The sequence below is a fragment of the Epilithonimonas sp. genome, from assembly GCF_032055105.1.
GTDB lineage: Bacteria > Bacteroidota > Bacteroidia > Flavobacteriales > Weeksellaceae > Epilithonimonas.
Genome location: NZ_DAMBRK010000016.1, coordinates 64,444 through 83,090, shown reverse-complemented (window position 1 = coordinate 83,090; position 18,647 = coordinate 64,444). Strand labels below are relative to the sequence as shown.

Here is an 18,647-nt window from a genome sequence, read left to right as displayed (position 1 = left end):
CTTCTCATAAAAAATGCCCCTAAAAAGTGTATAACTTTTTGGGGGCAGTCCAAAATCAGAGGTTTCAAATTTTATTAAGGATTTGAAAATTAAGCTTTCAAATATCTTGCGTAAGCATAACCTTCTTCTCCGTCAGCAGTTTTGATTTTCCACCAGTCGTCAGAAGATTGCTCAACCAAAGTTACAACTTCACCTTTAGCCGCTTTTCCAACAATCGAAGCTTCAGTTGAAGGCTCTTGTCTAATGTTAAGGTTAGATTCGTCTGTTGCAACAGTTAAAGAAGCACCAGCTGCCAATCCGGAAACCTGAACATCAATATTGATATCAGTTGCCGTATAAGAAGGGTCAATTGCACCTAAAGCATTCCAAACAGAATCTTTAGAAGCGCTATTTGTTGCTTTTCCAGTGATATAAAGAACACCGTCTTGCTCCTGAACAGAAAGGTCAGAAAGTCCTGCTGACTGAGCTGCAGAAACTACACTTGCATATTTGTCTTGTAAACTCATTTGCGATTATTTTACAGTGATTTTGTTATCGTATTTACCAATCTTAAGCGCATCTACAGACTCTTTTACTTTTCTTGCATTCGCAGAAGTTGTAGAACCAGTCAATGTCAATGTGCCTGCAACATCTTCAGCTTTTACGCCTGGGATATCTTTAAGAGCATCATTTACTTTTTGTAAAACGGCCGCGTCCACAGTGTTTACTTCGACAGGCGCTGCCACAGGAGCAACAGTTGCCATATCGTGAACGTCTTTCACGCCTTGTACTTTTTTAAGCGCTTCGATTGCTGCTTGTTTGTCAGCTTCGGTTGCGAAAACTCCACTTAGGTGAGCTTGTCCTTCTTTCACTTCCACAGTAGTTCCAGGATAAGCTGTGATTACTGTAGTTGCTTGTGAAGTCAGTTCCGCATCAGAAACTTTTTTCTTACAAGAAACAGCTGTCATTGAAACCATCAAGGCAAGAGCAGCAATTTTGATTGTTTTTCTCATAGTGTAAAAATTATTTTTAATTGTGTTTTAATTATTATTAAATCTTGTGCCAAAGCAAAATGAATTGACTTTGGTTCTGTTTAAATTTTAAACTTTCGATTTAAGTAAAATTAAAAACTTTTTTGATGCGACAATGAGAATTACATAAAATTAACTGAGATTTATATATAGAAAGGTGTATTCTCACTTTCCCGAATGAAAATAAATGCGGAGAATGTTGAAAATGTGTCGGTTTTTGAAGAATCAATAAGAATTTTGACGTAATAATTAGATAATGATAAGTTATTTTAGAAAAGATTATTTATTCAGACCCAAATAATTTTCCATTAAAGGTATGAGTGCAACAATCACAATATGGTTTCATATCTTTTGCTTGAAGTTGCGGATTAGTTAATTGTAAAATCCCATTATTATCAACATATAAACCAGAAAAATAAGAGGATTCACCAATTCGAATAAAATCTTTTTTGTCTTCTTCGGTTAATGCAACTTGCCAAAATATCGGCTCACTTTTATCCAATCTTGATTTTGCTTCACTAAAAACTTCATTCCAATCAGAGCCAACTTTTGATAATAGAAATCTATAAAGAGGAGTGTAATCCAAACCACGTTCTTTTTTACCAGACATTTTTCCTTTAGTTAATTCTAAGTTTTCTTTTTTATGCCTTGCATCTTTAAAATCCCCACCAAAATTGTGATGAACATTAAAAGTGGTAGTATTAACTTTTCTAGATAATTTAGATTTCTCCTTATTCATAATTACTTTATCCTCAAAAACTCCTTCGCCAACTCAATCATTTTCGGGTCACCAGTGTATTTTCCTTTTTCATCAGATAATTTCACTGTCGGAATCCATTCATTATTAATGCCTTTTACACTAATTAGCTTCATTACAATATTCATTGGTTTAAGACCAACATCATTCGTTAAATTGGTTCCGATTCCGAAAGAAATACCGATTCTTCCTCTGCAGTAGTTGGTGATTTCTTCCACTTTTTCGAGATTCAAGCCGTCTGAGAAAATAATGTATTTGAATAGCGGGTTGATGCCGTGTTTTTGATAGTGAGCAATGGTTTTATCAGCAAATTCAAACGGGTCACCGCTGTCGTGACGAACGCCGTCAAACAACTTTGCAAATTTCTTATCAAACTGCTGAAAAAAAACTTCGGTCGTATAAGTGTCGGAGAGTGCAACTCCCAAATCCCCGCGGTAAACATCCACCCAATTTTCCAATGCAATAGAATTCGCCATTTTGAAACCAAATTCCGCAGCGTGAAACATAAACCATTCGTGAGCGTGTGTTCCAATTGGTTTTACGTTGTAAAGCATTGCTAAGTGAACATTGGAAGTTCCCGTAAAAGTTGATTTTTTATCTTGAATGAGAGCGTCCATTACCAATCTATGAACTTTGTAAGAATGCCTTCTTCTAGTTCCAAATTCTGCAAACGGAACGCCGAGTTCTGTAAGATGAACCGCTTTTTCTACAGTTTTATTAATGACTTCCTCGTTGGTTTGTCGTTCCATATGATTCATCTCGTAATGAAGTTCGCTGATGAGCGATAGGAGAGGGACTTCCCAAAGAATGGTTCTGTACCAAAGACCTTCAACCGAAACTTTTAGTTCGTTTCCGTTTTGTTCGATTTTTACTTCAGAAGGATCATAATGAAAACCTTCTAAAAAATCAAGATAGGGAAGAGCAAGATACGGGCAGGTCACTTTCAGGTATTTTTTTTCGTCTTTGGTGAGCTTCAATTCTGCCATCGTATTGACAGATTTTCTGAGTTCTTCTGCAAAACCTTCGGGAAAACTGTGTTTGCCTCGGTTGATGAATTCGTATCTTACAATTTCGTTGGTGAATAATTTCACGACTGCATTTTGCATTGTGATTTTGTAGAAGTCGTTGTCCAGAATAGAATTGAGCCTTACCTCGCGCATAAAAATATCATTTACACAAATCTAAGGAATTTTGTTGAGGAGAGTTTTGATTCTGATTGATTTTAATCATTAAAAACTTTAACAGCAAAAGTTCAAAAAAGGAAAATACATTAAACATCATCTTTTTTGAACTTTTGATCAACCAAAAAAGAACAAATGGCTTTTGTGACTTTTGTGGTTTTGGAGCAAACTCTAGATTTGTATAAATTACAATTCTTACTTTTGCAAAAATTTTTTGAAATGATAAAAGTGCTGATGTATTTTGTAGTAGGAACTTTAATTAGTTTTTTCCTGAGACGTTTTACAGGAGAGCAGGCTGATTTTTGGGTAGAGCTTTATGTGGCTTCTGCGTTTGGGATTGGTTGGGGATTGGCTTATTTTGTTGACCACCCGGAATGGTCTTTACCAAAGAAAATGGGGATTTCCTTGATTGGAATTGTTTTCTTGGTTGCTGTTGGATTAATCTTCTTTGATTTCGAAACTGCAGTTCCGTCTATTATCAAATTCTCTACAGTTTTCGTAGCTTATTATATGATTGCAAGCTTCCGAGAAAGCAAATCGTTGAGGTATTAAAATTATTTTTCACCCTTTAGGGTTGAGGTAAAGAAAATGATTTGGATATGTAATTCAAAAGCCGGATTTCGAAAGAAGTCCGGCTTTTTATTTTTTAATGAATCATCAGGAAGCTTACAGTTCCAAGTCCAATAACCAAAAACATAAATGCAAAGAAATTAAACATAAACAGAATGCTACCAATAATGAAACTGATGACGCCGTGCGTGTGATAAACTTTGTAGTGAGCTATGAAGAAGTAGATTATACTATAGAAAAATACAACATTCATCAGTAAGTAAATAATTACACTGATTGAAGTAGGTGTGACAGTTGATAATTTATATAAGAAGGAAAATAATAAAATGGTCAGCAATAAAAAACAGAAATAATGCAGTGTGAAAATCCCGTGGTCAAAATACCACCATTTTTTCTTGTTATGGAAAATCCACAGGAAAAATGCGAAAATAGGAAGGTAGATGAAAAGCGCTTTCGGGAGATTATGAAATGATGTTTCAGCTAATTTTTTCACAATTTCTCCTTTTGTCACGCCTTTTTCTTTTAGTTCAAAAAATTTATGAGCAACAGGAACATTGATGAAATCATAAAACGAAGGATTTTTAACTTTTCCGGAATCATATGATTTTCTGTTTGTATAGCCATTAAACTCAAAATCATCATCCAGCTTTTTACTCATATCAAAGCTATTTTTTAAGTCATCAATTTGCGCAGAATCTTTTAATATGGCATTCACTTTATTGATAGCTACAGAATCTTTACCACGAAAAGAACCTTCAGCCTTGATGCTGTCCAGTATTTTACGAGCATCTTCAACTTGATTGGCTTTGTATTGCTTTTCAGTCTGCGATTCTTTTTCACCTTCGAAATTAATATTGAAAGGTGGAAATACAGCAAACAGGAAAAATGTAATAAAACTGATGAAAATGTAAAGCTTAACCGGTGGAACAAATTTTTGTCTTTTACCTTCCAGATAAGTATTGGTTAATTTACCGGGTTTGAAAAGAAGATTTTTGAGAGTTCCCCAAAATTGCCCATCATAATGGGTGAAGTCTTCTACAAAATGAGTGAATAGATAATGGAAAGGTTGTCTGGTCTCTATGTTTTGTTGTCCGCAATGTGGGCAATAATGTTCCTCAACAATGTGTCCGCAATTTAGGCAATCTTTTTCTTCTCTCAGTTTTCCGTGGCTCATTTTATAGAATTTTCCTCAAAAATATAAAAATCCCGAATTATAAATAAAGCTTACTTTGACAAATTTCAGAAAGTTTTCAGTCCATTAATGATTGGTTAACGTATTAATTTTTAGAAAATTAAAATATTTTTCTGAGGAAAATTTTTCATCCGAGAAAAAATTCATACCTTTGCACACCCTTTGAGGGAAAATTATGTTTAATCGTAAACGATAAATTGTGAATACATTAAGTTACAAAACAGTATCGGCAAACAAGGCTACAGCAAATAAAGAATGGGTTGTTGTAGATGCTGCTGAGCAACCGTTGGGAAGACTAGCTTCTACCGTTGCAAAGATTTTGAGAGGTAAGCACAAAACGAATTACACACCACACGTAGATTGTGGAGACAACGTAATCGTTTTGAACGCTGGGAAAGTTACACTTTCCGGAAACAAGTGGGCAGACAAAACTTACATCTGGCACACTGGATATCCAGGTGGACAGAAGTTTATGACTGCTGAGGAGCTTAAGAAAAAAGATGCTCTTAAAGTATTGGAAAAATCTGTTAAAGGAATGCTTCCTAAAACAAGATTAGGTTCTGCTTTATTCAAAAACCTTTATTTATATGAAGGAACTGAGCACAAACACGAAGCGCAGCAGCCAAAAGTAATCAATGTTAACGAATTCAAATAATTGATATGTCTATAGTACACAAAATCGGAAGAAGAAAAACTTCTGTTGCAAGAGTTTATGTGAAGCCAGGAACTGGTAATATCACTATAAACGGTAAAGATGCTAAAACTTATTTCTGTACGGATGTTTTGGTTTATAAAGTGAATCAACCATTTTTATTAACAGAAACTCTAGGTCAATATGACTTAACTGTTAATGTTTTTGGAGGAGGGATTACTGGTCAGGCAGAAGCTATCAGACTAGGTGTTTCTAGAGCACTATGCGAAATCAACGAAGAATTCAGATTGGCTCTTAAGCCTCATGGATTGTTGACTAGAGATGCAAGAATGGTAGAGAGAAAGAAACCAGGTCAGAAAAAAGCGAGAAAGAGATTCCAATTCTCAAAACGTTAATTTTTTTCAGACATCGGATTTCAGATACTTGGATTACAGACTTTTTTTGGTCAATTATCCTTTATCTAAAATCTATTAATCTAAATTAAAATATTGCCCGTTACGTTTAGCATCCAAACTTTACTCCCATCTAAAGTAAAGTTGATTGCGGAAAAGCGGAAAGTAAACTAACAAAAACAAGAAAACATGGCAAAAGCAAATGTAAAAGACCTTTTAGAGGCTGGTGTACACTTCGGTCACATGACTCGTAAGTGGAATCCAAATATGGCTCCATACATTTTCATGGAGAAAAACGGTATTCACATCGTAGATTTACATAAAACAGCTGTTAAATTGGACGAAGCTTGTACAGCTTTGGAAAAATTAACTTCTGCTGGTAAAAAAGTTCTTTTCGTAGCGACTAAAAAGCAAGCGAAAGAAGTAGTAGCAAAACACGCTGCTGAACTTAACATGCCTTACATCACAGAAAGATGGCCAGGTGGTATGCTTACAAACTTTGTAACTATCAGAAAAGCAGTTAAGAAAATGAACTCAATCGATAAAATGAAGAAAGATGGTACTTTCGAAACTTTATCTAAAAAAGAAAGACTTCAAGTTGATCGTCAAAGAGCTAATCTTGAGAAAAACTTAGGTTCTATCTCTGACATGGTTCGTCTTCCTTCAGCTATTTTCGTAGTTGACATTATGAGAGAGCACATCGCAGTAACTGAAGCTAAAAAATTGGGTATCCCAGTTTTCGGTATCGTAGATACTAACTCAGATCCAAGAAAAGTGGATTTCGTAATCCCTGGAAATGATGATGCTTCTAAATCTATTGATATGTTGTTGAGCGTAGTTTCAGCTTCTATCAAAGAAGGTTTATCTCAAAGAAAAGCAGATAAAGAAAAATCTAAAGAAGAAGGCGAAAAAGTTTCTGCAGAAGCAGATGCTGATTTCGATGCTGAATAATCAATAGATTTTCTACAACATAAAAGCGGTTCAATTATTTGAATCGCTTTTTTTATGAATTATTTGACTTCGTCGAACGACTTCGTTAGGTTTGGGCGCCTTTATCCGCCTTCCGCTCCCAATCTTTTTTGCAGGAAGATTTCAGATTAAATAGAACTCGTAGTACAAGCAAAAAGGATTTCCGCTCAAGTCGGGGCGCAGATTGGGCTTCCAATCAACATCTATCAATCAATAGAAATAAAAAACCTTTCAAAGTCAAACTCTGAAAGGTTTTATTTTATATAATTAATCAAAGAAATATAATTACCCTTTGAATTCTCCCATTGCAATGAATTTCTCTTGACGGTCGTTTACCAATTTCTCAGCAGGTTCTTTAGAAAGTGTTTTGATGTCTTTTAATAAAACCTTTTTCACATTTTCAAAAGTTGCTTTAAGATCATAATGAGCACCTCCAAGCGGTTCTGGTATGATTGCGTCGATCAATTTTTGTTTCAGCATATCTTCCGCTGTCAGTTTCATTGTGGTTGCTGCAGTTTCTTTGTATTCCCAGCTTCTCCAAAGGATTGCGGAACAGTTTTCAGGTGAAATAACAGAATACCAAGTGTTTTCCATCATATAAACCTTATTTCCAACGCCAATTCCTAATGCGCCACCACTTGCGCCTTCTCCAATAATAATTGTGATGATAGGTGTTTTTAATTGGCACATTTCGAAGATATTTCTGGCAATCGCTTCGCCTTGTCCACGTTCTTCCGCTTCTAGGCCAGGATAAGCGCCAGGTGTGTCAACCAATGTCACAACAGGAATCCCGAATTTCTCTGCCAATTTCATCAATCGTAAAGCTTTTCTATATCCTTCCGGATTCGACATTCCAAAACGTCTGTGTTGGCGTTCTTTGGTTGTTCTTCCTTTCTGAGTTCCAATAATCATTACAGTGTTTCCACTAATGCTGGCAATTCCACCAACCATTGCCGGATCGTCACCAAAATTTCTGTCACCGTGAAGCTCTACAAAACTTCCCGCATCAGCCAAACCATTGATATAATCTAAAGTGTAAGGTCTGTCCGGATGTCTGGAAAGCTGAACTCTTTGCCAAGGTGTAAGATTTCCGTATATTTTTTTCTTAGTTTCCTCTATTTTAGTCTTGATCTTTTTGCAGGATTCATCCACGTCAATACCGCTTTCTGTGCCTAGTTGTACACATTTTTCGTACTGCTCGATCAGGTCTTTTACAGGTTGTTCAAATTCTAAATACTCCATATTTTGTTTGGATTAAACCGTTCAAAAATAATCTATTTTTTTTAAATGGATTTCTAATATTAATAAAAAGTCTTCGACAGTCTCAGACTGACAAATTAATTAGTTTAAACTGATTGCTTTTTCTATTCTCGCCAACGTTTCTTCTTTTCCAATGATGTTCATAATATCTGGAACATCAGGACCTTTCAATTCTCCTACTAGAGCAAGACGTAGAGGCATCATCACTTTTCCCATTCCCAAAGAATGTTCTTCTGCAAAATGATGAATTGTTTCTTTCAAATTTTCTGAATCGAATTCTGAAGTTTCTAGTTTAGAAGAAAAATCTTTCAAAATAGCAGAAGTTGTGTCGTTCCATGCTTTTTTCAATGCTTTTTCATCGTAGGAAGTTGGTGATTCAAAAAAGAATTTTCCATCATTATAAATATCAACAACGAAAGTTGCTCTTTCTTTCATCAATGATACGATTTTTAATAATTTTTCATCAGGAAGATTCAAAGCTTTTACTTCTTCAACTTCTTTTAATAAAACTAAAACTTCTTCATTAGACTTTAGTTTAAGATATTCTTGATTAAACCATTTTGCTTTTTGAGGATCGAATCTAGCGCCGGCTTTATGAACTTTGTGAAGGTCAAATTCCGCAATCATTTCATCCATAGAAACAATTTCTTTGTCATTTGCTGGCGTCCAGCCTAACAAAGCAGTCATATTAATGAAAGCTTCTGGGAAATAACCAGATTCTTTGTAACCTTTCCAGACCTCGTCACTTTCAGGATCTTTGAAATCCATTGGGAAAACCGGAAAACCGAATTTTGCGCCGTCTCTCTTGCTTAATTTTCCTTTTCCTTCTGGTTTTAGAATTAATGAAAGATGCGCAAATTCTGGTGCTTCCCAATTCATTGCTTCATATAATAAAACGTGCAAAGGCATAGATGGCAACCATTCTTCACCGCGGATAACGTGAGAAATTTTCATTTCAAAATCATCCACAACGTTGGCGAAATGATAAGTTGGCATTCCATCGTTTTTGATTAAAACTTTATCATCTAGCGTATTGGTATTTACTGAAAAATTTCCTCGGATGATATCTTGAAGGTTGAGAACTCTGTCAATTGGCATTTTGAAACGAACCACATAAGGAACATTTTCATCCAATAATTTCTGAACTTCTTCTGATGAAAGAGAAATGCTGTTTCTCAATTGCTGTCTTGTCTGATGGTTGTATGCGAAAACATCGCCCCTAGCTTCAAAGTCTTTACGGATTGCATCCAATTCTTCAGGCGTGTCAAAAGCAAGATAAGCATAATCGGTTTTTAGGATTTGCTCTTTATATCTGTCATAAATTTCTCTTCTCTCAGATTGTCTATAAGGTGCATAAGGTCCGCCAACTCTTGGGCTTTCGTCAGGAATAATTCCACACCATTCCAAAGAGTTCATGATATAATCTTCAGCTCCCTCTACATATCTTGCAGTGTCTGTATCCTCTATTCTAAGAACAAATTCTCCACCTTGATTTTTAGCGAAAAGGAAATCATATAAAGCAGTTCTAACGCCTCCTAAGTGTAAAGCTCCTGTTGGACTTGGTGCAAAACGCACTCTTACTTTTTTCATATTCAGATAATTATTTTTTTAAGATTATTTATAAATAATCTTATGTCTAAAAAAATGTGGTGCAAAATTAATAAATTTTGAGCGTTTTGCGTTTTGAATTTGGTTAATCTTTCACGAAATAGTATTTTTGAATATTAAAAATATTAGCTATGTTAGAAATAGGAGAAAGACCCTGGGGAAAATATTATGTTTTGGCAGATGAACCAAACTATAAATTAAAAAGAATTGAAGTAAACCCAGGGCAGAAATTATCTTACCAGTTCCATTACAAAAGACAAGAACAATGGACTATTATCGAAGGGAATGCAACTATTGTTTTGGACGGTGAAGAGATTCCTTTGGCTTATGGGCAAAGTATTTTCATTCCACTAGGAGCAAAACATAGAATTATGAATCTTACTGATAAACCAGTTGTTTTCATAGAAGTTCAAACAGGGACTTATTTTGGAGAAGATGATATCGTGAGATTGGAGGATGAGTATGATAGAGAGTAATTCTTTAATAAATAAAAACAAAAAGTGATAAATATTTTTTTATTTATCACTTTTTGTTTTTAATCTTCCCAAATGTATTTTCTATTCTTTCCAAATAGTTTATTTTGAATGTTTTTGAAAGCTAATTTCAATTTAATTGTAGAATAGCTTTTAAGTTTATTGATTTTTTGTTGGTTAAACTTATTTTCAAGTTCTAGTAAGGAAATACGTTTGTCATCATCGGAATATTCAGGTAAAATGAGCTCCTCTATTATATTCAGTCTTTTTTTCATTTTGTTTCCTATGCTTTCCAAAGAAAAATAATTTTTTATATCTTCTTTTGCTTGAATTCCAATTGCTTTTGCATAGTCTTGATTTTCAAAAACGAATTTCATCATTTCCGCAGCATGATATACATCCGGCTCAGACCAAAAATTATTTTTTGGCAAAACACTTAAATCATAATCATGTTTTATCATTTTATATTTTACCAAGAATGAATTATTAACATTCATAAAATCAAGATTGCCAGAATATCCTGTAGCAATAACTGGTTTGCCAAGAGCCATTGCTTCTGCCATTGTCAAACCAAAACCTTCAGAACGATGTAGAGAGATATAACAATCACACTTATTGATCAGAGCTAATAATTCTCCTCGTCTCAACATTTCTTCTTTATAAATGATACTTTTGTTTTTCCCAATTCTATCCAGAACTATTTTCTTTGATTTTGCATGATGATTGGGGATAGAAGTCTTTAATATAAGTTTTACTTTCTCATTGTTTACGCCGAATGCTTTCTCATAAGAATCAATTAATCCTAGAGGATTTTTACGCTCAATAAGACTATTGTAATCAAAAATAAAAAGAAAGTTAAAACAATCAGAAGACATTCCTGTTTCAAAGTTTACATCAATGTCTTCTGGAGCAATATCAATAGCGTGCGGTATGTTTATTACAGGAATTGATGATTTGAGTGAAATAGAATCTAAACAATATTTGGAGCAAGTCCATATCTCATCATAATATTTATAGTATTCAGTATATATTTCAGGGAAATCTTCCATCTCCCAAGCCCAATATCCAATGTTATATTTATCCTTAAAATATTCGGAAGATTTTTCTTGAATAAATCCAGGAATAGAATCCATGTTAACATGAACTATATTAATTGGGAAATTATTTATGTTATCATCAAAGCTTATGGAAGTGTCATTTAATCGATGTTTTAATTTTACATTAAAATTGATTGCTTTAGAAGGAATTCCTGCTTTTTCTAGTGCATTCAGATTATTCCTTATTGCTTCTCCAAAACCTATTTCTGCATTAAAAAAGCCAGACATATTTACTCCAAACACTTGCTTATCTTCACTCATAACTTTTTTATATAAAAATCTCTTTCAGTTTTTCTTCAAAAACAATTTCTTCTTTCAAAACTGTTTTTTTGTAATCTACAAATTTAGTAATATGTTGAGGATAATTCTCAAGAACATTCTTTATTTTGCTTAAAATCTTAGGAATATTGACATTGCTGAAATCAAATTTATATTCTTCAGGAATCATTAGGTCTTCGTAGTAAGCAGAAGAACCGTTCTTTCCTGAAATAATACAGCAATCTTGCGAAACAGATTCTCTCAGCATTTTATCTCTTCCTGGATTTTCTCCAAAATCAACATATAAAAGAGATTTTGCCATCAAAGTTTTTATTTCTTTCGCATTCATATTTTGGATGGGAATCCAAGTCAGTTCCGGAGAATTTTTGATTAATTCTGCAATTTCTTTTTTTCCTTTTTTAGGATTGTATAAAATGTATTTATTAGAGGAATCTTTTAGGATCTCTTGTTCTATTAAAAAGTTTGGATTAATGTAATCACAAACAAAATCGATTTGACTCTTAGGTATTTTATTCTTTTCCAAATACAAACTAGACCTGAAAGATTGTGCCCAATGGAAAACATTTGATAAAGGTTCAAAATGATATTCTTTGTCATTTTGGTCATAGAAAAGTTTTGTAAAAAAACTTTGTTTTCTGATTCTATGATCCATCAGGATTTTATAAAAATCAACACTTAACCACCAAACGATTTTTTGACTTTTAGGATATTTTTTTATCAAAAAAGTCATAGATTCTGGGATAATAAGAATGTTATCAGGATTATCTTTGATAGAAAAGATTTCCTTGGTTTTATAAATGGCGTAGTTTTTAGCTTTGGCATTTATTCTTTTAGGAATATAGTGCATAAAAACATTTTGAATACCTAGCTCAATCAATTTGTTGGATAATTGATGCAAAGCTTCTGGTCCGCCCGTTACTTTTTTCGGAGGACAAAAAATGATGATTTGAGATGTTTTTTTATGCGAAATCATTAAAAGAAAATGTGATAAAATTGATTACAAAATAAATATCAATTTATCAGCTATAATAAGGCTTAATTTTGAAAATTACAATAGCTTATTTTACCAAGTCGTCCACCCAATTTTCAACAAGATATTTATCCAAAATTTCTTTAGGAATATCTTTGTAAGGTGTTTTCAGGAATGATTGCGGAATTTGTATGTTGTCAATGTCTTCAATCACAAAAATATTTTCAGGATTATAAAAATCGTAATTTACAATATCAGGATTGGTTGTAATCAGTTTTTTCTTGAGTCCTAAACTTTCAAAGACGCGGAAGCTTAAACCTTCTTGTTGATTTCTATTAACATCTAGCATTATTTCTGATTCCTCCAACAAGGCAAATATCTCATCAATAGAATAAGTACATTTTGAAAATTCTAAGTATGGCTCATTGTTCTCTTTTGAAGAAAAAATAATGATACGGCTTTTAATTTTCAAATCGTACAAAGCTTTAGCAATTTTTTTGATTATTGGGAATCTTTTGTCATAAGAACTGATGTTAAATACTTTATATTTATAGTGGTTTGATACCTTATCAACTGTTTTATAGATGAAGTTTGGTTTAAAAATCAAACCGAATTTTTCACAATCTTTCTTTTCAAAAGAGAATACTTTGTCGAATAAACTAAGAATATTCTTCGTATTAGGATATCTGCTGATAGAATCATTAATGAGAAGAACAGATTTCTTTGCTTTTTGATTAATATTTTCAATAGTTTGTTTGGAAAGAAAATCGGCTTTGATATAAATAGCGGTATCTATATTATCAAAATCTTTAATCTCATCCATAATGATTTCATTGTAATGAATATGCTTAAGATTTATAATGCCCAAGTTTTTTGTGAAAAAATTGAAAGCTTTATGTGTAAAATCGGGATAAGTATATTCAAAACTATGAAAGTTGACGTGCTTTACCTTATACGATTTTTTTTCCAATGCATCTGCAATGTATTGGTTATAACCCCAATTGTCAAAGGTAATAAGAAGTATATTTTGTCTGTCTTCGTGCATTCTGCCTTTCTATTCTTATGCTATAGTTTTGTTCAAAAACTCCCTTAATTCATTTTTAAAATAAGTTGGTTTGAAATCCAAATAATTGTCTGAATTTTGAACAAAATCGTTTAAATGCAAAAATCTGTCCATTTTTGAATTACTTGTCCAAGCCCAATCTATTAACTGAATTTGTGGCGAAAATATAGTAAATGTAGGAATATTCAAAGATTTGCTTACATTAGTAGCACCTCCTTCATTTCCAATCAAGCATTTGCAAAGACTCGTTACTGCTGCAAATTCTCGTAAGCTTTTGGTCTCAAAATTTGTTATGACTAATTTTTTAGAATCTTCCGAAAGCTTATTGTTTAACTCTTCAAATAAACCCTTTTGAAAAGGCATATAATTGCAAAGAATTATTGAGTTGGGTTTGCAAAGTGAAATATAATTAATGACTTCTGCCATATATTCAATCGGATAAGTTTTTTCTTCTGAACTGCCGAATGTACTTAACATAACTAAATTGTCATCAGTAGATAAGCCATTCTCCGAAAGAATTTTATGAGCATTTTCTCTTTCTTTTTTTGAAAGATAAATTTTGGGGAAGGCTTCTTGGAAATCTATGCCCAAAGATTCTAACATCTGTAATCGATGTTCAATTGCAAATGTTGTATTTTTTGATTTAAGTTTTGTAGCTCTTTTAACCGGAAAAGTATAAAAGAATTGAGTGTAATTTTTGAAAAAACCAATTCTTGTTTTCGCTCCGGAAAGTAGTGCTAAAACCCCAGTTTCTATTTTAGAATAGAGGTCTATAACGATATCAAAGTTCTGGGCTTTTACTTCTGATAGTGTTTTAAGAAAGCTATCTTTAAAAAAAATATATTGATTAATGTAAGGATTTTCAATTAAAATCTGAGCGTGTTTTTCCTCTAGCAGAAAACTGATTTCAGAATCTGGAAATTTATCTTTCAACAAAGGTAAAATTGTACTTGTAACGAGAACGTCACCCATAAATTTTTTCTGTATGACTAATATCTTCATTCTAGCTACCGAAATCCAAAACTGTTTTTTCGATAATCTTTACACAATCCAAAATTTGTTCCTCAGTAATAACCAAAGGCGGAGCAAGTCTGATGATGTTTCCATGAGTTGGTTTTGCCAAAAGTCCATTTTCTTTCAATTTTACACAAAGATTCCAAGCCGTTTTGCTGTCTGGAGTGTCATTAATCAGAATAGCATTTAACAATCCTTTTCCTCTAACTTTTGTAATTAAATCTGTTTTTTGAATTAATTTTTCAATTTCAGAACGGAAAAGTTGTCCCAATTTTTCAGCTCTTTCGGAAAGTTTTTCTTCTTCCACAACATCCAACGCAGCAACCGCTACAGCGCAAGCAATAGGATTTCCCCCAAACGTTGAACCGTGTTGTCCAGGTTTGATAACATTCATTATTTCATCATTCGCTAAAACTGCGGAAACAGGATACATCCCACCAGAAAGGGCTTTTCCAAGAATCAAAATATCTGGCTGAACATTTTCATGATGGCAGGCAATCAATTTTCCGGTTCTAGCAATTCCGGTTTGAACTTCATCAGCAATGAAAAGAACGTCGTACTTTTTACATAAGTCTGAAGCGCCTTTCAAAAATCCTTCTTCCGGAACATAAACTCCGGCTTCTCCTTGGATTGGTTCTGCCAAAAATGCAGCAATATTTTTAGAGTCTTGTTTAAAAACTTCTTCTAAAGTATTCAAGTCATTATAAGGAATTTTAATAAATCCAGGAGTGAAAGGACCATAATTTTTGTTAGCATCTGGATCATTTGAGAAAGACACAATTGTGGTTGTTCTTCCGTGGAAGTTATTCTCGCAGACAACTATTTTTGCTGCATTTTCAGAAATTCCTTTCACTTCATAACTCCATTTTCTGGCTAATTTTACAGCCGTTTCCACAGCTTCGGCACCAGAATTCATTGGAAGAACTTTGTCAAAGCCAAAAAGAGTTGTAATCTTTTTCTCGTATTCACCCAAATTAGAATTGTAAAATGCTCTTGAAGTTAAAGCTAATTTCTTAGCTTGATTCACCAATGCGTCTACAATTTTAGGATGCGAATGACCTTGGTTGACAGCCGAATAAGCGGAAAGGAAGTCGTAATATTTTTTACCTTCTACGTCCCAAACAAAGACACCTTCACCTTTTTCCAAAACTACGGGAAGCGGATGGTAATTGTGCGCGCCATATTGGTTTTCTAGATCAATAAAATATTGAGAATTTTTTTCCTGAACTGCTGTTGACATATCTTTTATTTTTGGTAAAAATAATGAATTTGAATTCAATAATAACTACAAAAAATGCCTAACTGAAAAAGTTAGGCATTTTTATCTATGAGTAGAATAATATTTAGATATGATTATCAAAATTCTTATCCATTACAAAATCTTCCATAAACTTGGTGGTATAATTTCCGGCAAGGAAATCTTCGTTTTCCAAAAGCTGTCTGTGGAAAGGGATCGTAGTTTTTACACCTTCAATATAAAATTCTTCCAAAGCACGTTTCATTTTTGCAATCGCTTCATCTCTTGTCTGAGCCGTCACGATTAATTTTGCAATCATAGAATCATAATTGGAAGGAATTGTATATCCAGAATAAACGTGAGTATCAACTCTTACACCATGTCCACCAGGAATATTAAGTTCTTTAATTTTTCCAGGAGATGGACGGAAATCTGCATAAGGATCCTCAGCATTGATTCTACACTCGATAGCATGCATTTTTGGATAATAATTTTTTCCACTGATTGGCGTTCCAGAAGCTAATAGAATCTGCTCACGAATCAAGTCATAATCAACAACTTGCTCGGTGATTGGATGCTCTACTTGGATTCTGGTATTCATTTCCATAAAGTAGAAATTTCTGTGTTTATCTACCAAGAATTCTATCGTTCCAACACCTTCGTATCCAATAAATTCAGCGGCTTTTACAGCAGCAGCTCCCATCTTTTCACGCAGTTCATCTGTCATAAAAGGGGATGGCGTTTCTTCAATCAGTTTTTGATTTCTTCTTTGGATAGAACAATCTCTTTCGGAAAGGTGACAAGCTTTTCCAAATTGATCTCCAGCAACCTGAATCTCAATATGTCTTGGCTCTTCAATTAGTTTTTCCATATACATCCCGCCGTTTCCAAAAGCTGCAACAGCTTCTTGAATTGCAGAATCCCAATGTTCTTTTAGATCTTCTTCTTTCCAAACCGCTCTCATTCCTTTTCCACCACCACCAGCAGTAGCCTTGATCATAACAGGATAACCAACCAATTTTGCAGTAGCTTTTGCATCTTCGTAAGAATCAATCAAACCGTCTGAACCGGGAACGCAAGGGATTCCTGCTTCTTTCATAGTAGCTTTAGCGGTAGCTTTGTCTCCCATTTTTTCGATTTGCTCAGGAGTTGCACCAATGAATTTGATTCCATTTTTCGTACAGATTCTAGAGAAATTTGCATTCTCTGAAAGAAATCCGTAGCCTGGGTGGATTGCGTCTGCGTTGGTAATTTCCGCTGCCGCAATAATATTAGGGATTTTAAGATAAGAGTCTTTGCTCATTGCAGGGCCAATACAAACCGCTTCGTCCGCAAAACGAACGTGAAGACTGTCCTTATCCGCTGTAGAATAAACTGCAACGGTTTTTATGCCCATTTCTTTTGCCGTTCGCAAGATTCGCATTGCGATCTCGCCACGGTTTGCGATCAATATTTTTTTGAACATCTTTTTAGAAATTTTAAATTTTAAATTTTGAATTTTAAATTAATTTTAAATAAAACTATTTTTCATCTAAAACTATAATTTTTCATCTAAAATTCCTTAAGAAGGATCTACTAAAAATAGTGGTTGATCGTATTCTACAGGAGAAGAATCTTCTACCAAGATTTTCACGATTTTTCCACTTACTTCAGATTCAATTTGGTTGAAAAGTTTCATTGCTTCGATTACACAAACTACTTTTCCTTCTGTTACAGAATCGCCTACGTTGGCGAAAACCTCTTTGTCTGGAGATGGTTTTCTGTAGAATGTCCCAATCATTGGAGATTTGATTGTGATATATTTACTATCGTCAGCAGAACTTGTTGCTTCTGTATTTGCAACTGGGCTAGCAGTATTTGCAACAGGAGCAGAAACTGGTGCTTGATATGCAACCTGAGGAGTTACATAGCTTACAGGCTCGCCTCCTAGTGGAGTTTTGATATAGATTTCGAAGTCTTTATTTTTATATTTTACCTCGGAAACTCCTGCTTTTGCTACAAATCTTACAAGATTCTGAATGTCTTTTATATCCATAAAATTTTTAAATTGTTTTGAACGCCAAATATAATAAAAAACCACTCAAATTGATAAAATCCGAGTGGTTTTTTATGCTAAGTATAAGATTATCAAAGATAATTCTTAGTTTTCTTCTGTTGTTTCTACAGTTTTCTCTACTACAACTTTTCCTCTGTAGTATAGTTTTCCTTCGTGCCAGTGCGCTCTGTGGTATAAGTGCATTTCACCAGACGTTGCGTCTTTTGCCAATTGAGGAACTACTGCTTTGTAGTGAGTTCTTCTTTTATCTCTTCTTGTAGACGACTGTCTTCTTTTAGGATGTGCCATTGTTAGTACTTTTTAAAAATTCTTGCGAATTATATTGTTGTTATTTCTTAATTGTTGTCTTTTAATTTCTTCAAAGCTTCCCATCTTGGGTCTATGCTTTCTTCTTCCTCTTCAATTTCTTTCGGACTGTATTGGTCAAGGATTTTTTGATATTCATCATTGTCTCTTACAGATGGTGCTAATTTTTTCATCGGAATCGATAAAACTACTGCTTCATATATAAGGTTAGCTAGGTTGAAATCACTGTCTTTTTTGTCGATGGTAATGACATCTTCATTACTATCGTCATATTCTTCACCAAATTTTACAAGAATTTTTAAATCATTCTCAATGTTTTCAGAAAATTCATCGTTGCTGATATCGCAAATCAATTGAACCGTTCCTGAAACATTAATATGAAATTCCAAAAACGTTGTATGCTTGTCCAAAAGAACATCTGCAACTATTTTTGGATTGAAAAATTCCTGCTCAGTCTCAAATAAATCAAAGAACTCTTGTTCGATTTCGAATTCGAAATCGTGTTTTCCCGGTTTTAAGCCTATAAAGGCAACGTCATAGTTTCTAATTCTGTCCATAAAA

General features: G+C 33.7%; 21 protein-coding genes. 5 read left to right on the top strand and 16 right to left on the bottom strand.

The window, feature by feature from the left end; genetic code table 11:
- Positions 1–89: 89 nt before the first annotated feature.
- The 4 genes from RTY06_RS13345 to pncB all read right to left on the bottom strand — a co-directional run bounded on the left by RTY06_RS13345 (position 90) and on the right by pncB (position 2,927).
- A complete protein-coding gene (locus RTY06_RS13345) occupies positions 90–506 on the bottom strand; it encodes an SH3 domain-containing protein (RefSeq protein ID WP_312825482.1) in 417 nt (138 codons plus the stop codon).
- A 6-nt stretch (positions 507–512) separates the two neighbouring features.
- Positions 513–992 (bottom strand): BON domain-containing protein, encoded by a 480-nt coding sequence (locus RTY06_RS13340; RefSeq protein WP_312825481.1) that lies wholly within the window; start codon positions 990–992, stop codon positions 513–515.
- A gap of 301 nt (positions 993–1,293) precedes the next feature.
- Entirely contained in the window at positions 1,294–1,749 is a 456-nt protein-coding gene (locus RTY06_RS13335; RefSeq protein WP_312825480.1) for a hypothetical protein, read from the bottom strand.
- 2 nt (positions 1,750–1,751) lie between these two features.
- Positions 1,752–2,927, bottom strand: coding sequence for a nicotinate phosphoribosyltransferase (pncB, locus tag RTY06_RS13330; RefSeq protein WP_312825479.1), 1,176 nt, complete (start codon positions 2,925–2,927; stop codon positions 1,752–1,754).
- 156 nt (positions 2,928–3,083) lie between these two features.
- On the opposite strand from pncB, the gene RTY06_RS13325 reads away from it, so the two are divergent.
- Complete coding sequence (locus RTY06_RS13325) at positions 3,084–3,500, top strand: hypothetical protein (protein WP_312825478.1); 417 nt, start codon at positions 3,084–3,086, stop codon at positions 3,498–3,500.
- 94 nt (positions 3,501–3,594) lie between these two features.
- On the opposite strand, the gene RTY06_RS13320 is transcribed toward RTY06_RS13325, so the two are convergent.
- The gene (locus RTY06_RS13320; RefSeq protein ID WP_312825477.1) at positions 3,595–4,692 is read right to left on the bottom strand and encodes a DUF3667 domain-containing protein; all 1,098 of its coding nucleotides are present in this window, start codon (positions 4,690–4,692) and stop codon (positions 3,595–3,597) included.
- A 217-nt stretch (positions 4,693–4,909) separates the two neighbouring features.
- Between RTY06_RS13320 and rplM the strand changes: the two genes are divergently transcribed.
- The 3 genes from rplM to rpsB all read left to right on the top strand — a co-directional run bounded on the left by rplM (position 4,910) and on the right by rpsB (position 6,705).
- The gene (rplM, locus tag RTY06_RS13315) at positions 4,910–5,365 is read left to right on the top strand and encodes a 50S ribosomal protein L13 (protein WP_116032984.1); all 456 of its coding nucleotides are present in this window, start codon (positions 4,910–4,912) and stop codon (positions 5,363–5,365) included.
- 5 nt (positions 5,366–5,370) lie between these two features.
- A complete protein-coding gene (gene rpsI, locus RTY06_RS13310) occupies positions 5,371–5,757 on the top strand; it encodes a 30S ribosomal protein S9 (protein WP_089874983.1) in 387 nt (128 codons plus the stop codon).
- Positions 5,758–5,943: 186 nt separating this feature from the next.
- The gene (rpsB, locus tag RTY06_RS13305; protein WP_116032987.1) at positions 5,944–6,705 is read left to right on the top strand and encodes a 30S ribosomal protein S2; all 762 of its coding nucleotides are present in this window, start codon (positions 5,944–5,946) and stop codon (positions 6,703–6,705) included.
- A gap of 303 nt (positions 6,706–7,008) precedes the next feature.
- On the opposite strand, the gene RTY06_RS13300 is transcribed toward rpsB, so the two are convergent.
- Together RTY06_RS13300 and gltX are read right to left on the bottom strand one after the other, a co-directional pair.
- Positions 7,009–7,965 (bottom strand): acetyl-CoA carboxylase carboxyltransferase subunit alpha, encoded by a 957-nt coding sequence (locus RTY06_RS13300; RefSeq protein ID WP_312825476.1) that lies wholly within the window; start codon positions 7,963–7,965, stop codon positions 7,009–7,011.
- 99 nt (positions 7,966–8,064) lie between these two features.
- The gene (gltX, locus tag RTY06_RS13295) at positions 8,065–9,573 is read right to left on the bottom strand and encodes a glutamate--tRNA ligase (protein WP_312825475.1); all 1,509 of its coding nucleotides are present in this window, start codon (positions 9,571–9,573) and stop codon (positions 8,065–8,067) included.
- 149 nt (positions 9,574–9,722) lie between these two features.
- Between gltX and RTY06_RS13290 the strand changes: the two genes are divergently transcribed.
- Complete coding sequence (locus RTY06_RS13290; protein ID WP_116032995.1) at positions 9,723–10,067, top strand: phosphomannose isomerase type II C-terminal cupin domain; 345 nt, start codon at positions 9,723–9,725, stop codon at positions 10,065–10,067.
- A gap of 59 nt (positions 10,068–10,126) precedes the next feature.
- On the opposite strand, the gene RTY06_RS13285 is transcribed toward RTY06_RS13290, so the two are convergent.
- The 9 genes from RTY06_RS13285 to RTY06_RS13245 form a co-directional block, all read right to left on the bottom strand.
- Positions 10,127–11,422 carry a glycosyltransferase family 4 protein gene (locus RTY06_RS13285; protein WP_312825474.1) on the bottom strand — a complete coding sequence of 432 codons (1,296 nt, stop codon included), beginning with the start codon at positions 11,420–11,422 and terminating at the stop codon, positions 10,127–10,129.
- A gap of 7 nt (positions 11,423–11,429) precedes the next feature.
- Entirely contained in the window at positions 11,430–12,413 is a 984-nt protein-coding gene (locus RTY06_RS13280) for a hypothetical protein (protein ID WP_312825473.1), read from the bottom strand.
- 85 nt (positions 12,414–12,498) lie between these two features.
- Positions 12,499–13,455, bottom strand: coding sequence for a hypothetical protein (locus RTY06_RS13275; RefSeq protein ID WP_312825472.1), 957 nt, complete (start codon positions 13,453–13,455; stop codon positions 12,499–12,501).
- Positions 13,456–13,470: 15 nt separating this feature from the next.
- Positions 13,471–14,475, bottom strand: a complete 1,005-nt coding sequence (locus RTY06_RS13270) for a glycosyltransferase family 9 protein (RefSeq protein WP_312825471.1) — start codon at positions 14,473–14,475, stop codon at positions 13,471–13,473.
- A 1-nt stretch (position 14,476) separates the two neighbouring features.
- The gene (gene rocD / locus RTY06_RS13265) at positions 14,477–15,727 is read right to left on the bottom strand and encodes an ornithine--oxo-acid transaminase (protein WP_312825470.1); all 1,251 of its coding nucleotides are present in this window, start codon (positions 15,725–15,727) and stop codon (positions 14,477–14,479) included.
- A gap of 103 nt (positions 15,728–15,830) precedes the next feature.
- Positions 15,831–17,189: an acetyl-CoA carboxylase biotin carboxylase subunit gene (gene accC / locus RTY06_RS13260; protein ID WP_312825469.1), complete on the bottom strand. Its 1,359-nt coding sequence runs from the start codon at positions 17,187–17,189 to the stop codon at positions 15,831–15,833.
- Positions 17,190–17,285: 96 nt separating this feature from the next.
- Positions 17,286–17,759 (bottom strand): acetyl-CoA carboxylase biotin carboxyl carrier protein, encoded by a 474-nt coding sequence (accB, locus tag RTY06_RS13255; protein ID WP_312825468.1) that lies wholly within the window; start codon positions 17,757–17,759, stop codon positions 17,286–17,288.
- 105 nt (positions 17,760–17,864) lie between these two features.
- Positions 17,865–18,068 (bottom strand): 50S ribosomal protein L32, encoded by a 204-nt coding sequence (rpmF, locus tag RTY06_RS13250; protein ID WP_116033017.1) that lies wholly within the window; start codon positions 18,066–18,068, stop codon positions 17,865–17,867.
- A gap of 47 nt (positions 18,069–18,115) precedes the next feature.
- A complete protein-coding gene (locus RTY06_RS13245) occupies positions 18,116–18,643 on the bottom strand; it encodes a DUF177 domain-containing protein (RefSeq protein ID WP_312825467.1) in 528 nt (175 codons plus the stop codon).
- Between the last annotated feature and the right edge of the window lie 4 nt (positions 18,644–18,647).

What these genes read in the sequence shown, in the direction of transcription:
- rpsB (WP_116032987.1), top strand. Translation starts at nt 5,944, where the DNA reads ATGGCAAAAGCAAATGTAAAAGACCTTTTAGAGGCTGGTGTACACTTC.
- RTY06_RS13320 (WP_312825477.1), bottom strand. Translation starts at nt 4,692, where the DNA reads ATGAGCCACGGAAAACTGAGAGAAGAAAAAGATTGCCTAAATTGCGGA.
- RTY06_RS13270 (WP_312825471.1), bottom strand. Translation starts at nt 14,475, where the DNA reads ATGAAGATATTAGTCATACAGAAAAAATTTATGGGTGACGTTCTCGTT.
- RTY06_RS13285 (WP_312825474.1), bottom strand. Translation starts at nt 11,422, where the DNA reads ATGAGTGAAGATAAGCAAGTGTTTGGAGTAAATATGTCTGGCTTTTTT.
- RTY06_RS13275 (WP_312825472.1), bottom strand. Translation starts at nt 13,455, where the DNA reads ATGCACGAAGACAGACAAAATATACTTCTTATTACCTTTGACAATTGG.
- RTY06_RS13245 (WP_312825467.1), bottom strand. Translation starts at nt 18,643, where the DNA reads ATGGACAGAATTAGAAACTATGACGTTGCCTTTATAGGCTTAAAACCG.
- accC (WP_312825469.1), bottom strand. Translation starts at nt 17,189, where the DNA reads ATGTTCAAAAAAATATTGATCGCAAACCGTGGCGAGATCGCAATGCGA.
- RTY06_RS13345 (WP_312825482.1), bottom strand. Translation starts at nt 506, where the DNA reads ATGAGTTTACAAGACAAATATGCAAGTGTAGTTTCTGCAGCTCAGTCA.
- RTY06_RS13300 (WP_312825476.1), bottom strand. Translation starts at nt 7,965, where the DNA reads ATGGAGTATTTAGAATTTGAACAACCTGTAAAAGACCTGATCGAGCAG.
- accB (WP_312825468.1), bottom strand. Translation starts at nt 17,759, where the DNA reads ATGGATATAAAAGACATTCAGAATCTTGTAAGATTTGTAGCAAAAGCA.
- RTY06_RS13290 (WP_116032995.1), top strand. Translation starts at nt 9,723, where the DNA reads ATGTTAGAAATAGGAGAAAGACCCTGGGGAAAATATTATGTTTTGGCA.
- RTY06_RS13280 (WP_312825473.1), bottom strand. Translation starts at nt 12,413, where the DNA reads ATGATTTCGCATAAAAAAACATCTCAAATCATCATTTTTTGTCCTCCG.
- RTY06_RS13335 (WP_312825480.1), bottom strand. Translation starts at nt 1,749, where the DNA reads ATGAATAAGGAGAAATCTAAATTATCTAGAAAAGTTAATACTACCACT.
- pncB (WP_312825479.1), bottom strand. Translation starts at nt 2,927, where the DNA reads ATGCGCGAGGTAAGGCTCAATTCTATTCTGGACAACGACTTCTACAAA.
- rpsI (WP_089874983.1), top strand. Translation starts at nt 5,371, where the DNA reads ATGTCTATAGTACACAAAATCGGAAGAAGAAAAACTTCTGTTGCAAGA.
- rocD (WP_312825470.1), bottom strand. Translation starts at nt 15,727, where the DNA reads ATGTCAACAGCAGTTCAGGAAAAAAATTCTCAATATTTTATTGATCTA.
- RTY06_RS13340 (WP_312825481.1), bottom strand. Translation starts at nt 992, where the DNA reads ATGAGAAAAACAATCAAAATTGCTGCTCTTGCCTTGATGGTTTCAATG.
- rpmF (WP_116033017.1), bottom strand. Translation starts at nt 18,068, where the DNA reads ATGGCACATCCTAAAAGAAGACAGTCGTCTACAAGAAGAGATAAAAGA.
- RTY06_RS13325 (WP_312825478.1), top strand. Translation starts at nt 3,084, where the DNA reads ATGGCTTTTGTGACTTTTGTGGTTTTGGAGCAAACTCTAGATTTGTAT.
- gltX (WP_312825475.1), bottom strand. Translation starts at nt 9,573, where the DNA reads ATGAAAAAAGTAAGAGTGCGTTTTGCACCAAGTCCAACAGGAGCTTTA.